Source organism: Yersinia sp. 2540 StPb PI, assembly GCF_052217165.1.
GTDB classification, from domain to species: Bacteria; Pseudomonadota; Gammaproteobacteria; order Enterobacterales; family Enterobacteriaceae; genus Yersinia; species Yersinia enterocolitica_E.
The window spans coordinates 1,059,816-1,076,087 of sequence record NZ_JAZGQC010000001.1; the positions used below are offsets into that span (position 1 = coordinate 1,059,816).

Here is a 16,272-nt window from a genome sequence, read left to right on the forward strand (position 1 = left end):
AAGTAGTAACGATAGAAAAAAGTTTTAAAATGGTTGTGACGACTTAAATAGTAAAAACAACCAGTTGAATCAGTGCCGGGGTGGTGGAATTGGTAGACACGCTACCTTGAGGTGGTAGTGCCCGATTGGGCTTACGGGTTCAAGTCCCGTCCTCGGTACCAAATCAGTCAGATAACTTGCTTTTTTGTCGTTATCAACGTAATATTTGCCACGTTTTCGGACGCGGGGTGGAGCAGCCTGGTAGCTCGTCGGGCTCATAACCCGAAGGTCGTCGGTTCAAATCCGGCCCCCGCAACCACTTTCCTAAAGTGTTTTTTTTCAAATGTTGTATTCGGTAGACCTCAGATACTTTCGATTTCAATTTGAAAAAAATACTTGTCAGAAAGTTGTACCGAAGCCGCTTTGCGGCAAACAGGGTCCAGTTGCATAAAGCCCCGAATTTCGGGGTTTTTTGTTATTTGACAGCAGAATCACTGGGCTATTAGGCCCTTTTTTTATGTCTTGGGGGTGGGCTTGTCCACATTAGAACAAAAGTTAACAGAGATAATTTCAGCACCGGTTGAGGCCTTAGGCTATGAATTAGTCGGCATCGAGTTCATCCGGGGGCGCCAATCGACGCTACGAATCTATATTGATAGTGACGACGGAATCACTGTTGATGCTTGTGCTGATGTCAGCCACCAGGTCAGCGCTGTATTGGACGTAGAAGATCCAATTACGGTCGCTTACAACTTAGAAGTTTCCTCTCCGGGCCTTGATCGCCCTATGTTCACCGCTGAACACTATACTCGTTACCTCGGTGAAGAAGTCACTTTGGTTTTGCGTATGGCAATGCAGAACCGCCGTAAATGGCAGGGCATTATTAAAGCCGTTGATGGTGAAATGATCACGGTTACTGTGGATGGAAAAGATGAAGTGTTCGCGCTGAGCAACATCCAGAAAGCGAACCTGGTACCCCACTTTTAAAGTTTGGATGAGGCAACTAGGATGAACAAAGAGATTCTGGCTGTTGTAGAAGCAGTTTCCAATGAGAAATCCCTTCCGCGCGAGAAGATTTTTGAGGCGTTGGAAACCGCTCTAGCGACAGCGACCAAGAAAAAATACGAACAAGAAATTGAAGTTCGCGTCAGCATCGACCGTAAAACCGGTGATTTCGACACTTTCCGCCGTTGGGTCGCAGTTGACGAAGTTACCATGCCAACGCGTGAAATCACGTTGGATGCGGCTCAATATGAAGATCCAACCCTCCAGTTGGGTGATTATGTCGAAGACCAGATTGAATCTGTTACTTTTGACCGTATCACAACCCAAACAGCTAAACAGGTCATCGTACAGAAAGTACGTGAAGCCGAACGTGCTATGGTGGTTGATCAGTTCCGTCAGTATCTGGGCGAAATTGTTACCGGTGTGGTGAAAAAAGTTAACCGTGACAGTATTGCACTGGATCTGGGTAACAATGCTGAAGCCGTTATTGGCCGTGAAGACATGCTACCGCGTGAAAACTTCCGTCCAGGCGACCGTATCCGTGGTGTTCTGTATGACGTGCGTCCAGAAGCTCGCGGTGCTCAGTTATTTGTCAGCCGTTCACGTCCTGAAATGCTGATCGAACTGTTCCGTATTGAAGTGCCAGAAATTGGCGAAGAATTGATCGAAATTAAAGCTGCCGCCCGTGATCCTGGTTCGCGTGCTAAAATTGCGGTCAAAACCAACGACAAACGTATCGATCCAGTCGGTGCTTGTGTCGGTATGCGTGGTGCCCGAGTTCAGGCTGTTTCCAGCGAGCTTGGCGGCGAGCGCATTGATATTGTATTGTGGGATGATAATCCAGCCCAGTTTGTTATTAATGCCATGGCGCCAGCTGATGTTGCGTCTATTGTGGTTGATGAAGACAGACACACGATGGATGTTGCCGTTGAAGCCAGCAACTTGGCCCAGGCAATTGGCCGTAACGGCCAGAACGTACGTTTAGCAGCACAACTGAGTGGCTGGGAACTGAACGTAATGACGGCGGACGATCTTCAGGCGAAGCATCAGGCCGAAGCTCATGCCGCTATTGATACCTTCACCAAATATCTTGATATCGATGAGGACTTTGCCACCATATTGGTAGAGGAAGGTTTCTCTTCTCTGGAAGAATTGGCTTACGTGCCAATGAAAGAACTTCTGGAAATCGATGGTCTTGACGAAGATACGGTTGAAGCGCTGCGTGATCGCGCCAAAGCTGCATTGACCACGCTGGCCCTGGCACAAGAAGAAAGTCTTGGCGACCAAAAACCCGCTGATGATCTGCTGAACCTGGCGGGTCTGGAACGTAGCATGGCATTCAAATTGGCTGCGCGCGGTGTGTGTACGCTGGAAGATCTTGCCGAGCAGGGTATCGACGATCTGGCAGATATTGAAGGGCTTAGCGATGAGCAAGCCGGCGAGCTGATTATGGCTGCACGTAATATCTGTTGGTTTGGCGATAACGCGTAATAAACTGTAGCAGGAAGGAACAGCATGACAGATGTAACCGTAAAATCGCTGGCAGCTGAGATTCAGACCCCAGTTGATCGCCTGGTACAGCAATTTGCTGATGCAGGGATCAAGAAGTCTGAAGTAGACTCAGTTACCCAGCAAGAAAAAGAAACATTGCTGGCGCACTTAAACCGTGAACACGGCAGTGCGCCTAATAAACTCACGTTGCAACGCAAAACGCGTAGCACCTTGAATATTCCGAGCACCGGCGGAAAAAGTAAATCGGTGCAAATCGAGGTCCGCAAGAAACGCACTTATGTAAATACGCCGGAAGCTGAACAAGCGAAAGCGGAAGAGCAGGCACAGCGTGAAGCGGAAGAGCAGGCACAACGTGAAGCGGAAGCAGCAGCGCAGAAAATCGCTGAAGAAAAAGCTAAACGTGCGGCCGAAGAACAAGCCAAACGTGAGGCCGCTGAAAAAGCTAAACGCCAAGCAGCGGAAAAAGAAAAAGTGACGAATCAACAAACCGACGAAAAAATCAAGCCAGCTCAGACCGATAAAGCACGCCGTGAAGCTGAAGCTGCCGAGCTGAAACGCTCAGTAGAAGAAGAAACACGCCGTAAGGTCGAGGAAGATGCTAAACGCGTTGCTGAGGAAGCCCGTAAAATGGCAGCCGAAAACGAAGGTAAATGGCCAGAACCTGTGGCTGAGCAGACTGAGTCTGCTGACTACCATGTAACCACCTCACAACATGCGCGCGCCGCGGAAGACGAAAACGACGCCAAAGTTGAAGGTGATCGCCGTAGCCGCACTCGTGGTGGTAAAGCAACTAAGCAGAAAAAAGGCAATAAACTCTCCGAGTCTAAAGCTGATCGTGAAGAAGCACGTGCTGTTGGCCGTAAAGGCAAACGTAAACCAAGCACACTGCAACAGAGCTTCAACAAGCCTGTTGTTGCGGTTAACCGCGATGTTGTGATTGGTGAGACTGTAACAGTTGCTGAACTGGCAAACAAAATGGCTGTTAAAGGCTCTCAGGTCATCAAAGCAATGATGAAACTGGGTGCTATGGCAACCATTAACCAGGTTATCGATCAAGAAACAGCACAGATGGTTGCTGAAGAGATGGGCCACAAAGTGATTCTGCGTCGTGAAAACGAACTGGAAGAAGCTTTGATGAGCGACCGTGATACTGGCGCTGAAGCCGCAGCCGAGCATCGCGCTCCGGTTGTGACCATCATGGGCCACGTTGACCACGGTAAAACCTCTCTGCTGGATTACATCCGCTCCACGAAAGTGGCGTCAGGTGAGGCCGGTGGTATTACACAGCACATCGGTGCTTATCACGTTGAAACTGAAAACGGCATGATCACCTTCCTGGATACCCCAGGACACGCCGCGTTTACTTCAATGCGTGCCCGTGGTGCTCAGGCGACTGATATCGTGGTGTTGGTTGTTGCAGCCGACGATGGCGTGATGCCACAGACTATCGAAGCTATTCAGCATGCCAAAGCGGCGAAAGTGCCGGTTGTGGTTGCAGTGAACAAAATCGATAAGCCAGAAGCTGATCCAGACCGCGTTAAAACCGAGCTGTCTCAGTACGGTGTCCAGCCAGAAGAGTGGGGCGGTGACTCTCAGTTCATCAACGTATCTGCGAAAGCTGGTATCGGTATTGATGAATTGTTGAACGCAATCCTGCTGCAAGCTGAAGTTCTGGAACTGAAAGCAGTTCGTACTGGCATGGCAAACGGTGTGGTTATCGAATCCTTCTTGGATAAAGGCCGTGGCCCTGTTGCTACCGTGCTGGTTCAGAAAGGTACCTTGAACAAAGGTGATATCGTACTGTGTGGCTTTGAGTATGGCCGTGTACGTGCGATGCGTGACGAGTTGGGCCGTGATATCACGTCTGCTGGTCCGTCTATTCCGGTGGAAATCCTGGGTCTGTCCAGTGTTCCTGCTGCCGGTGATGAAGTGACCGTGGTTCGTGACGAGAAGAAAGCTCGTGAAGTTGCACTGTACCGTCAGGGCAAATTCCGCGAAGTTAAACTGGCTCGTCAGCAGAAATCTAAGCTGGAAAACATGTTTGCTAACATGACCGAAGGCGAAGTTTCTGAACTGAACATCGTAATCAAGTCTGACGTACAGGGTTCTTGTGAAGCTATCTGTGATTCACTGGAAAATCTGTCTACCGATGAAGTGAAAGTGCGCATTGTTGGCTCAGGCGTTGGTGGTATCACCGAAACTGACGCAACACTGGCCGCAGCTTCTGGCGCAATCATCCTTGGCTTTAACGTTCGTGCTGATGCTTCAGCCCGTCGTGTGGTTGAAACTGAAGGTCTGGATCTGCGTTACTACTCAGTAATTTATAGCCTGATCGACGAAGTCAAACAGGCGATGAGTGGTATGTTGGCACCTGAGTACAAACAACAAATCATTGGTCTGGCTGAAGTTCGTGATGTGTTTAAATCACCGAAATTTGGCGCCATTGCAGGTTGTATGGTTACTGAGGGTGTGATTAAGCGTAACAATCCAATCCGTGTTCTGCGTGACAACGTGGTTATCTATGAAGGCGAGCTGGAATCTCTGCGCCGCTTCAAAGATGACGTTAACGAAGTTCGTAATGGTATGGAGTGTGGTATCGGCGTTAAGAACTATAACGACGTCCGTACTGGTGATGTGATCGAAGTCTTCGAAATTATCGAAATCAAACGTACTATCGATTAATCGCCTCAGATCTGCTTATATCCATTTGGGGGGCCTTGGCCCCCCAATTTGTCTGGAGAATCCAAATGGCAAAAGAATTCAGCCGTTCTCAACGTGTTTCGCAGGAAATGCAAAAAGAGATCGCACTCATCTTACAACGCGAAATCAAAGACCCACGTGTTGGCATGGCTACCGTATCCGGTATCGAGCTGTCCCGTGATTTGGCTTACGCTAAAGTCTTTGTGACCTTCCTGAATGTGTTAACCGATAACGCAGACCCGGATACAGTTAAAAATGGCATTAAAGCACTGCAAGATGCCTCTGGTTATATCCGCACTCTGCTGGGTAAAGCGATGCGCTTGCGTATCGTACCGGAACTGACCTTCGCTTATGATAACTCATTGATTGAAGGCATGCGGATGTCTAACCTGGTGACTAACGTCATCAAAAATGATGTAGAACGTCAGGTTAATCCAGGTAACGACGAGGAGAAGTAATGGGGCGTCCACGTCGTCGCGGCCGTGACATTAACGGCGTTCTGTTATTGGATAAGCCGCTGGGCCTCTCCTCTAATGATGTTTTGCAGAAAGTAAAACGTCTCTTTAGCGCTAACCGCGCAGGCCATACCGGTGCACTCGATCCACTGGCGACCGGTATGTTGCCTATCTGTCTTGGTGAAGCGACCAAATTCTCTCAATTCTTGCTCGATTCTGATAAGCGCTACCTGGTGGTTGCCCGTTTGGGCCAGCGCACAGATACTTCGGATGCCGAAGGTGCGTTAATCAGTGAGCGTGAAGTTAACGTCACTCAGGCGCAGATGGATGCTGCTCTGGATAGTTTCCGCGGCGATAGCCAGCAGATACCTTCCATGTATTCGGCACTGAAGCATCAAGGTAAACCGTTGTATGAATATGCCCGGCAGGGGATTGAAGTAGAGCGCGACGCCCGTAGCATTACCGTGTATGAATTGCTGTTTATCCGCTGGGAAGGCAATGACCTTGAGCTGGAAATTCATTGCTCAAAAGGCACCTACATTCGCACTATTGTTGATGATTTGGGTGAATTATTAGGCTGTGGGGCACATGTTAGCTATCTGCGTCGTTTGCAAGTGGCCGCTTACCCAAGTGATCGCATGGTGACTTTAGAGCAGTTGACTGCCATAGTTGAAGCGGCACAGGCAGAAGAGCGCTCACCAAATCCAGAGCTGGATTTACTGTTGCTACCGATGGACAGTGCAGTATTAAACTTCCCTGAAGTCAATCTGTTACCTGCTGTTGCAGCCTATGTAAAGCAAGGACAACCGGTGCATGTTGCTGGCGCGCCAAGCGAAGGTATGGTCCGTATCACTGAAGGCGAAGAGCGTAATTTCATTGGTATCGGCACTATCGCAGAGGATGGCCGTGTTGCACCCAAACGCCTGGTAGTAGAGGCGCAGGAAAATGCACTGTAGGCCATACCTTATATAATTCGAGTTGCAGGAAGGCGGCTACCTTGCGATTCCGCAGTGCAAAGAGTAGAATAGTGCGGCTTACATATTGGGTTGCTGAATTAGAGATCGGCGCCTGTTTTAATTTATCTATATATTTGGAGTTGTATCATGTCTCTAAGTGTTGAAGCGAAAGCTAAAATTGTTGCTGACTTCGGTCGCGGTACCAATGACACCGGTTCAAGCGAAGTTCAGGTTGCTCTGTTGACTGCTCAAATTAACCATTTGCAAGGTCACTTCTCCGAGCACAAAAAAGATCACCACAGCCGTCGTGGTCTGCTGCGTATGGTATCCACGCGTCGTAAGCTGCTGGACTACCTGAAGCGTGAAGATGTAGCACGTTATGCTTCCCTGATCGAGCGTCTGGGTCTGCGTCGCTAAGTCTGCGAGTTTCGGGAGAAAGGGGCCAAATTGGCCCCTTTTTTCTAAGAAGCAATGATAGAATACGTTAGTATATTGTTGTTCATTACCCAAAGTAATTGAAGTTGTAAGTAAGCAGCAAACGGATCCGCCCCGCAGAGTTGGCTCAGGTCAGTGATTCTGGTGAGTGAGAAAGGTTAACACTGCTGTGGCGTCAAGTATGAAGCGTAAATTTCAAACATAGGATCTTCCGGTGCAGAGGTTCGCGCGGCTAATGAGAGACTTTAACTCAATGAGAGTTAAGGATTGTCATTAGTCGCGAGGATGCAGTGTGAAGGTATTAGTAACAGGTGGATGAGGTCGTCAATACGATCCGGCACCGCATAGTATAAGGATACTATTTTGCTGACTCCGATTATTCGTAAATTCCAGTACGGTCAACATACCGTTACCATTGAAACCGGTATGATGGCTCGCCAGGCAACGGCTGCTGTAATGGTAAGCATGGACGACACCGCAGTATTTGTGACTGTTGTTGGCCAAAAGAAAGCCAAGCCAGGTCAGAGCTTCTTCCCTCTGACTGTTAACTATCAGGAGCGTACTTACGCTGCTGGCCGTATCCCAGGTAGCTTCTTCCGTCGTGAAGGCCGCCCAAGTGAAGGCGAAACACTGACTTCACGTCTGATTGACCGTCCGATCCGCCCACTGTTCCCAGACAGCTTCTTGAACGAAGTGCAGGTGATTGCGACCGTTGTTTCTGTTAACCCACAAGTTAACCCAGACATCGTGGCACTGATTGGTGCCTCAGCGGTGCTGAGCCTGTCAGGTATTCCATTTAACGGCCCAATTGGTGCTGCTCGTGTTGGTTACATCAACGACCAGTATGTGCTGAACCCAACGACCGATGAGCTGAAAGAGAGCCGCTTGGATCTGGTTGTTGCCGGTACTGCTGACGCAGTATTGATGGTTGAATCAGAAGCACAGATTCTGTCTGAAGATCAAATGTTAGGCGCGGTCATCTTCGGCCACGAACAACAACAAGTTGTGATTGAGAATATCAACGCTCTGGTTGCTGAAGTTGGCAAACCTAAGTGGGATTGGCATGCAGAGCCAGTTAACGAAGCGCTGCACGCGCGTGTTGCTGAGCTGGCAGAAGCTCGTCTGGGTGATGCTTATCGTATCACTGAGAAACAAGAGCGCTATACTCAGGTTGATGCTATTAAAGCTGACGTCACTGAAGCGCTGTTGGCACAAGATGAATCTTTAGATGCTAGCGAGATTCATGACATTCTGGGCGATGTTGAGAAAAACGTCGTTCGTAGCCGCGTATTGCGTGGCGAGCCACGTATCGATGGCCGCGAAAAAGACATGATCCGTGGTCTGGATGTGCGTACTGGCGTATTGCCACGTACCCATGGTTCTGCGTTGTTCACCCGTGGTGAAACTCAGGCGCTGGTTACTGCAACACTGGGTACTGCCCGTGATGCGCAAAATATTGATGAGCTGATGGGTGAGCGTACTGACTCATTCCTGCTACACTATAATTTCCCTCCATATTGTGTTGGTGAAACAGGTATGGTTGGTTCACCTAAGCGTCGTGAGATTGGCCATGGCCGTCTGGCGAAACGTGGTGTACTGGCAGTAATGCCAAGCCCGAGCGAGTTCCCTTACACTGTTCGTGTGGTTTCTGAAATCACCGAGTCTAACGGTTCTTCCTCAATGGCTTCTGTTTGTGGTGCTTCTTTGGCCCTGATGGATGCAGGTGTGCCAATTAAAGCCGCTGTTGCGGGTATCGCGATGGGTCTGGTTAAAGAAGGCGAAAACTTTGTTGTTCTGTCTGATATTCTGGGTGACGAAGATCACTTGGGCGACATGGACTTTAAAGTGGCCGGTAGCCGTGACGGTATTACTGCACTGCAAATGGACATTAAAATTGAAGGTATCACCCGCGAAATCATGCAGGTGGCTCTGAACCAGGCCAAGGGTGCGCGTCTGCACATTCTGGGTGTTATGGAACAGGCTATCAGCACACCTCGTGGTGATATCTCTGAGTTTGCTCCACGTATCTACACCATGAAAATCAATCCTGAGAAAATCAAGGATGTGATCGGTAAAGGTGGTTCTGTGATTCGTGCGCTGACTGATGAAACTGGCACCACCATTGAAATCGAAGATGATGGCACCATTAAGATTGCAGCAACCGACGGCGATAAAGCGAAACACGCTATCCGCCGTATCGAAGAAATCACTGCTGAAATCGAAGTGGGCCGTATCTATGCGGGTAAAGTAACTCGTATCGTTGATTTCGGTGCATTTGTGGCAATCGGCGGCGGTAAAGAAGGTTTAGTTCATATTTCTCAAATCGCTGACAAGCGTGTAGAGAAAGTGACTGACTATCTGCAAATGGGCCAAGAAGTGCCAGTTAAAGTAATGGAAGTTGATCGCCAGGGCCGTATCCGCCTGAGCATCAAAGAAGCCACTACTCCTGACGCAGAAGCTCCGGCACCAGAAGCAGCAGAGTAATAAAGTATTCCATAGCCCCTTACCTCTGGTGAGGGGCTGTGTTATCTCGAGGGCAGGATGCTCTTGTGTTAAACAAATGGATGAAAGGATATTTATCCAATGTTTGTCTTCGGGAGTAGGAAATGAAGCCTTTCTTGCGCTGGTGTTACGTTGCGACAGCACTCATGCTGGCAGGATGCAGCAACCATGATTGGCGTAAAGACGAGGTGTTGGCTATCCCGTTGCAACCTACGTTGCAGCAGGAAGTGATTCTGGCTCGCATGGAACAAATCCTTGCAAGTCGGGCACTTACGGATGATGAGCGCGCGCAGCTTTTATATGAGCGCGGAGTGCTGTATGATAGCCTCGGGCTACGGGCACTAGCGCGAAATGATTTTTCGCAAGCGTTAGCTATTCGTCCTGATATGCCAGAAGTTTTTAACTATCTGGGCATTTATTTAACGCAGGCAGGCAATTTTGATGCTGCCTATGAAGCGTTTGATTCTGTACTAGAGCTTGATCCAACTTACAATTACGCGCGTTTAAACCGGGGTATCGCTCTGTATTATGGCGGTCGACTCCCGTTGGCGCAGGATGATCTGCAGGCGTTTTATCAAGACGATCCAAATGATCCCTTCCGTTCGTTATGGCTGTATCTGGTGGAAAGAGAAATCGATCCCAAGGCGGCTGCAGTAGCGTTACAACAGCGCTATGAAAAATCGGACAGAGGGCAATGGGGATGGAATATTGTCGAATTCTACTTGGGCACGATCAGCGAAAAAACGCTGATGGAAAGGCTCAAGTCAGATGCAATGGATAACACTTCGCTCGCTGAGCATCTCAGTGAAACTGACTTCTATTTAGGTAAACATTACCTAAGTCTGGGGGACAAGGACACCGCTTCGGCGCTGTTCAAACTGACGGTAGCTAACAACGTTCATAATTTTGTTGAGCACCGCTATGCATTGTTGGAATTGGCGCTTTTGGGCCAAGAACAAGACGACCTATCGGAATCGGACCAGCAATAGCTGACGAACAACTATTAGCCTGACTATCTTGGTTTTTACCAATGTTAATCACCCTAACAGGTGATGGCCTTTTTGTTCGTTTTATAATCTAATTTGAGCCGGTTCACACTTTTCAATGAAAATGACTGAAAATTTTCTCGACGAGTTATGTAGACTGGCTGCCATTATTAATGAGGCACGTGTACATGACTACTGAGCTTGAAACCTCTTTTGCTGATCTGGGGCTATCTGCTCCTATTCTTTCCGCTCTGACTGATCTTGGTTATGAAAAACCATCTCCTATCCAGTTGGAATGTATCCCACACCTGTTAAACGGCCGTGATGTTCTCGGCATGGCGCAAACAGGCAGTGGTAAAACAGCCGCGTTTGGTTTGCCGCTGTTACACAATATTAAAGCTGAGCTGAAAGCTCCACAGGTTCTGGTGCTGGCACCAACCCGTGAGTTGGCTATTCAGGTCGCACAGGCATTGTCTGATTTCTCTAAACACATTAATGGCGTCAACGTTGTAGCCCTTTACGGCGGCCAGCGTTATGACGTTCAATTACGCGCTTTGCGCCAGGGGCCACAAATTGTTGTTGGTACCCCAGGTCGTCTGTTAGACCACCTGAAACGCGGTACTCTTAACCTGTCCAACCTGAGCGGTTTAGTGTTGGATGAAGCAGATGAAATGCTGCGTATGGGCTTTATCGAAGACGTCGAAAACATTCTGGCGCAGATGCCGGCTGAGCATCAGACCGCACTGTTCTCTGCGACTATGCCAGATGCGATCCGTCGTATTACCCGTAAATTTATGAAAGATCCACAGGAAGTCCGCATCCAGTCTAGCGTGACTACCCGCCCTGACATCAGCCAGAGCTTCTGGAGAGTGGGTGGCGGCTATCGCAAAAACGAAGCACTGGTACGTTTCCTGGAATCTGAAGATTTCGATGCAGCTATTATCTTCGTGCGTACCAAAAATGGCACACTGGAAGTGGCTGAAGCCTTGGAAAGTAGCGGTTATAACTGCGCTGCCTTGAACGGTGACATGAACCAGTCTTTACGTGAGCAGACACTGAACCGCCTGAAAGATGGCCGTCTGGATATTCTGATTGCAACTGACGTTGCGGCACGTGGTTTGGATGTTGACCGTATCAGCCTGGTCGTAAACTATGATATCCCTATGGATTCAGAGTCTTACGTTCACCGTATCGGCCGTACTGGTCGCGCCGGTCGTGCTGGTCGTGCGTTGCTGTTCGTTGAGAACCGTGAACGCCGTCTGTTGCAAAACATTGAACGCACCATGAAACTGACTATCCCAGAAGTTCAGTTGCCAAACCCCGAATTGTTGGGTGAACGTCGTTTAGCTCAGTTTGCTGCTAAAGTTGGCCAACAGCTGGAAAGCAGTGATTTGGACCTGTACCGTGCATTGCTGGCTAAGCTGCAACCAGAAGAAGAGTTTGATCTCGAAACCCTGGCTGCTGCACTGCTGAAAATGGCACAGGGCGAACGTCCTCTGATTCTGCCACCAGAAGCTCCGCGTCGTCCGCAGCGTGAATTCAATTCCCGTGATGACCGTGGTAGCGATCGTGGCCGTGATCGTGGTGACAGTCGTCGTGAGCCTCGTCCTGACAGCCGTGATGGTGGTGAGCGTCCAGCACGTCGCGAACGTCGTGATGTTGGTGAGATGGAACTGTACCGCATTGAAGTGGGCCGTGATGATGGTGTTGAAGTCCGTCATATCGTTGGCGCGATTGCTAACGAAGGCGACATTAGCAGCCGTTACATTGGTAATATCAAGCTGTTTGCTTCGCATTCAACTATCGAGTTGCCAAAAGGCATGCCGGGCGAAATGTTATCTCACTTCACCCGTACCCGTATCCTGAACAAGCCGCTGAACATGCAGTTGTTGGGTGATGCGCAGCCACATGAACGCCGTGAGCGTCCTGCTGGTGGTGCTGGTGCCGGTGGTGAGCGTCGTGGTGGTGGTGGCCGTTCATTCGGTGGCGAACGTCGTGATGGCGCAGCAGGTGCTCCTCCTCGTCGTTCATTCGGTAGTGACCGTGCTCCAGCCGGTGGTGGCGAACAACGTCGTGGCAACCGTGATGGTCAGCGCTCAGCAGCTCCGCGTCGTGAAGATGCACCAGCGCCTGCACCAGCAGCAGCGGCACCTACTCGCCGTCGTTTTGGTGACGCATAAGTCTTAATCATTTCTGATGATTAAAAATAAAAACCAGCCCTCGGGCTGGTTTTTTTATGTCTATAATTTTGCTTCAGTTGGCGGGTTATAGGTGCTCAACAGCTTGTAACTCTGGCTGTAATCCGGCAACTATTTCAAATGAATATAGTCGTGCCTGATGGTCGAAAATCTGGCCATTCACCATCAATTCGTCAGCCTGGGTCTCCCGCAGTAATGACTGAAGCCCATGCCGCACTTTACTTTTATCACCAATAATAGATAGGCGTAGCGCCTGATCGACACCAAATTGTTCGGCGGGTGAGCAGATCTTATCCATGTTTTCTACTGGTGGCGGTAGTTGACCCGGCGTGCCGCGGCGCAAATTGACAAATTGCTGCTGCATGGAGGTAAACAGGAAACGGGCATCGCGCTCGCTATCTGCGGCCACCACGTTCACACAAACGATAGCATAGGGTTTTGGCCATTGAATGGACGGCTTGAAGTTTTCCCGATAGAGCTTGAGCGCCTGGAATAACATATCTGGTGCGAAATGTGAGGCGAAGGCGAACGGCAGACCCATGGCCGCAGCCAATTGAGCGCTATACAGACTGGAACCCAGTAGCCACAATGGAACGTGCAAACCCTGCCCAGGCACCGCTTGTACCGCTTGCCCCGGTTGTACTTCAGCAAAGTAGTTTTGCAGTTCGCCAACATCGGCGGGGAAGTTATCCACTTCACCGGACAGATGGCGGCGTAATGCCATCATGGTGCGTTGGTCACTGCCGGGCGCACGGCCAAGACCGAGATCGATACGGTCTGGGTAGAGAGAGGCGAGGGTACCAAACTGTTCTGCAATCACCAGTGGTGAGTGGTTAGGTAGCATGACGCCGCCGGAGCCGACACGGATGCTCTTGGTACCTCCGGCAATATAGCCAATCAGTACTGAGGTCGCCGCGCTGGCAATACCTGTCATGTTATGATGCTCAGCGAGCCAATAGCGGTGATATCCCCACTTTTCAGCATGTTGAGCCAGATCCAGCGAAGCATGAAAAGCCTCTCGTGGTGTTTTGCCTTGCGCTATCGGCGATAAATCAAGCACTGAAAGCGGAACTGTCTTTTTGTCAGTCATAGAATCGTCCATCTTAACCTTATGTCGAGTCGCTTGAAGGGCGAACGCACTAATTTATTAATCCAAACAGGGGAGCTAGCCGCATTAATACGCACATAAGAAGCCACATACAGTGCGCGACTATCACCTATAAAAGCATAATCTAAATCGTGGTTTGGCAAGGGGGAATAAATGCGGCGGCAAAAGGATGATTGAAGCGATGAAAAAGAGAACGCTATGGCCCCTACGATTCGTTGTGGTAGCTATATCGAGTGACTGGGTAAGCATGCCTGCGCATGGAGTGATACGGGCGTAGTGCTACGCCCGATGGGTTCTTATGACACCAATTCCAGCCCGGCGAGACGCCGCCAGTAGCCGTTACAGTCGGCTTTATCGGTCAAGATGAGTGGGCTCAATCCCTGCTCATTAGCCCGGAACTGCTCGATAACTGTCAGCGTATCCAGACCTTGCGGAGAGAGTCGCACGATATCCACTAATCCTTGCATGGAAATCAGTTCATTACCGAGGTTATAGCAGTAGCCACTTTGGGTTTGAATACCGTTTAGGATGAATACCTGTTGGTCTTCTTGTGATAATACCGGCCGCCCTTGTGGGTAGTTGATGCAGCAGGTTTCACACTCATCTTTGGCTCGGTCTTCTGAGCGCGCGGTGAAGCAACGGGCAGAATAAGCCAGCGGCAGGTGGCCGTAGCTCAATACTTCTACCTCAAACTGATTGCGGAACCCCAACTCTTCGCACTGTTGCAGCACATTAACCAGCCAGTCACGTGATAGCTCAACCGGCATACACCAACGCATCATGCCCTGACGGTGTAAAATTCGCAGAGTATAAGCGTTGTAGCAATTCAGGGCATGGCCGGCAACAAAGGGTAAGCCACGTTCAGCGGCCATATTCACCGCCCCCAGGTCATTGGCTTCCAGCAAAAACTCACCGTTTTCCACATAACGCTTTAATTCATTCAACTCTGACGGTGCTTGCAGCAGCGCCAGTGTGGAAATCACCACCTGTTTGCCACTGGCAGCCACTTCTTTAGCAAGTGCCAACCAGTCACCCACCTTCATTTCACGGCGTTTGGTACAGACATTCTCACCGAGATAAATAATGTCGGCGCTGCTGTTGGCCGCAGTCTGGTAAAAGGTTTCGATATCAGTTTTTGGCCAGTAATAGAGTACTGCGCCTAAGGCGTACTTCATGTTTCCTCCGGCTACTGCCACTTACGATGATAAGCACCCAATGTAGTTTGAGTACCTTCGGACATTGCGCCCAGTTGTTCCATCCATTCCGCTTTGGCGACAAACTGCGAAGGGTTGGCCTGATAGCGGTCAATCGCCTGTCGCCAGACCTTGGCAACCTGGCTGACATAAGCTGGACTGCGTTGGCGGCCTTCAATTTTCACTGACGCAATGTTGGCAGCAAACAGCTCCGGTAATAACTCAAGCGTATTCAAGCTGGTTGGCTCTTCCAACGCATGATAGCGCTGACCGTCTACCCGATAACGGCCTTTGCACAGGGTGGGATATCCGGCATTCTCATTATCTTCATAACGGTCGATCAGCACTTCATTAAGGCGAGACTCCATCCCCTGTGGGGTTTGCTGCCAGCGAACAAAGCGCGCTGGAGAGCAGGCTCCGACCGTATTGGGTGATTCACCGGTCAAATAGGAAGAAAGGTAGCAACGCCCTTCAGCCATAATGCATAAGCTGCCAAAGGCAAATACCTCCAGTGGCACCGGGCTGGTACGCGACAGTTGTTTCACCTGATGCATTGACAGTACGCGTGGTAAAACCACTCGCGCCACATCGAAATGACGTTGATAAAAGCGGATAGCTTCATCATTGGTGGCCGACGCCTGTACCGATACATGGCGCTCAACCTCCGGGTAACGTTCGGCGGCATATTCCAGCATGGCCAAATCAGCCAGGATCAGGGCATCCGCCCCAAGTTGTGCCGCCATATCCACCGCCCGCTGCCACCGGGAATAACCGTCAGGGTGGGCGAAGGTGTTAATGGCGATATGCAGTTTACGTTTGCGGCTATGAACGTAATTGACCGCTTCCTGCAACTTTTTATCGGTGAAATTGAGGCCAGCAAAATGGCGGGCGTTGGTATCATCTTTCAAGCCAATATAAACCGCGTCGGCACCATTATCGATGGCGGCCTTTAATGCGGGTAAGTTGCCGGCAGGACAAAGCAGCTCCATAGAGTTTTCCTGAATGAGTCAACGGCTCGCCTTGCTGAGGTTACCGCTGGCAATTATTGTTCCCCATCCGAAGATGATATTCGTGGCGATGAAAATTTTATCGAGTGGCGATTCTAGTTAACCTGCTCCCCCCGGACCTTGATTTAAGGCAGTTTCTTTGGCATTGGTGTCATTCTTCTGATATTTAGCAATACTTTCAGCGATAACTTGGTGCAAAATTTATCGATATAACGCGCTTTCCGGTTTTGCTAATG

The 16,272-nt window shown here is 49.8% G+C and carries 13 protein-coding genes and 2 tRNA genes; 12 read left to right on the forward strand and 3 right to left on the reverse strand.

What is annotated here, in order from left to right; all coding sequences use genetic code 11:
- The first annotated feature begins 74 nt into the window (after positions 1–74).
- The 12 genes from V1956_RS04785 to V1956_RS04840 all read left to right on the forward strand — a co-directional run bounded on the left by V1956_RS04785 (position 75) and on the right by V1956_RS04840 (position 12,710).
- Positions 75–161 (forward strand) — tRNA-Leu (locus tag V1956_RS04785).
- A 60-nt stretch (positions 162–221) separates the two neighbouring features.
- Positions 222–298 (forward strand) — tRNA-Met (locus V1956_RS04790).
- A 215-nt stretch (positions 299–513) separates the two neighbouring features.
- Complete coding sequence (gene rimP, locus V1956_RS04795) at positions 514–966, forward strand: ribosome maturation factor RimP (protein ID WP_002222054.1); 453 nt, start codon at positions 514–516, stop codon at positions 964–966.
- A 21-nt stretch (positions 967–987) separates the two neighbouring features.
- Complete coding sequence (gene nusA, locus V1956_RS04800) at positions 988–2,475, forward strand: transcription termination factor NusA (protein WP_083160895.1); 1,488 nt, start codon at positions 988–990, stop codon at positions 2,473–2,475.
- 24 nt (positions 2,476–2,499) lie between these two features.
- Positions 2,500–5,178: a translation initiation factor IF-2 gene (gene infB / locus V1956_RS04805; RefSeq protein ID WP_372557846.1), complete on the forward strand. Its 2,679-nt coding sequence runs from the start codon at positions 2,500–2,502 to the stop codon at positions 5,176–5,178.
- A gap of 65 nt (positions 5,179–5,243) precedes the next feature.
- Positions 5,244–5,654, forward strand: a complete 411-nt coding sequence (gene rbfA / locus V1956_RS04810; RefSeq protein ID WP_032816249.1) for a 30S ribosome-binding factor RbfA — start codon at positions 5,244–5,246, stop codon at positions 5,652–5,654.
- Positions 5,654–6,607 (forward strand): tRNA pseudouridine(55) synthase TruB, encoded by a 954-nt coding sequence (truB, locus tag V1956_RS04815; protein WP_372557847.1) that lies wholly within the window; start codon positions 5,654–5,656, stop codon positions 6,605–6,607. Before rbfA ends, truB begins: the two co-directional genes overlap by 1 nt.
- A gap of 147 nt (positions 6,608–6,754) precedes the next feature.
- Entirely contained in the window at positions 6,755–7,024 is a 270-nt protein-coding gene (gene rpsO, locus V1956_RS04820) for a 30S ribosomal protein S15 (RefSeq protein WP_050085613.1), read from the forward strand.
- Positions 7,025–7,405: 381 nt separating this feature from the next.
- Positions 7,406–9,526 carry a polyribonucleotide nucleotidyltransferase gene (gene pnp / locus V1956_RS04825; protein ID WP_083160892.1) on the forward strand — a complete coding sequence of 707 codons (2,121 nt, stop codon included), beginning with the start codon at positions 7,406–7,408 and terminating at the stop codon, positions 9,524–9,526.
- A gap of 122 nt (positions 9,527–9,648) precedes the next feature.
- Positions 9,649–10,533: a lipoprotein NlpI gene (nlpI, locus tag V1956_RS04830; protein ID WP_083160891.1), complete on the forward strand. Its 885-nt coding sequence runs from the start codon at positions 9,649–9,651 to the stop codon at positions 10,531–10,533.
- 121 nt (positions 10,534–10,654) lie between these two features.
- Entirely contained in the window at positions 10,655–10,729 is a 75-nt protein-coding gene (yrbN, locus tag V1956_RS04835; protein WP_223499600.1) for a protein YrbN, read from the forward strand.
- Positions 10,719–12,710, forward strand: coding sequence for a DEAD/DEAH family ATP-dependent RNA helicase (locus V1956_RS04840; RefSeq protein WP_442824849.1), 1,992 nt, complete (start codon positions 10,719–10,721; stop codon positions 12,708–12,710). Before yrbN ends, V1956_RS04840 begins: the two co-directional genes overlap by 11 nt.
- 85 nt (positions 12,711–12,795) lie before the next feature.
- Here V1956_RS04840 and V1956_RS04845 read toward each other — a convergent pair whose 3' ends face one another.
- From V1956_RS04845 to ubiU, 3 genes are all read right to left on the reverse strand, one after another.
- Entirely contained in the window at positions 12,796–13,818 is a 1,023-nt protein-coding gene (locus V1956_RS04845; protein ID WP_442824850.1) for a luciferase-like monooxygenase, read from the reverse strand.
- A gap of 314 nt (positions 13,819–14,132) precedes the next feature.
- On the reverse strand, positions 14,133–15,011 hold the full coding sequence (locus V1956_RS04850; RefSeq protein WP_372557850.1) for a U32 family peptidase: 879 nt from the start codon (positions 15,009–15,011) through the stop codon (positions 14,133–14,135).
- A gap of 11 nt (positions 15,012–15,022) precedes the next feature.
- Positions 15,023–16,018: a ubiquinone anaerobic biosynthesis protein UbiU gene (gene ubiU, locus V1956_RS04855; protein WP_083160887.1), complete on the reverse strand. Its 996-nt coding sequence runs from the start codon at positions 16,016–16,018 to the stop codon at positions 15,023–15,025.
- Between the last annotated feature and the right edge of the window lie 254 nt (positions 16,019–16,272).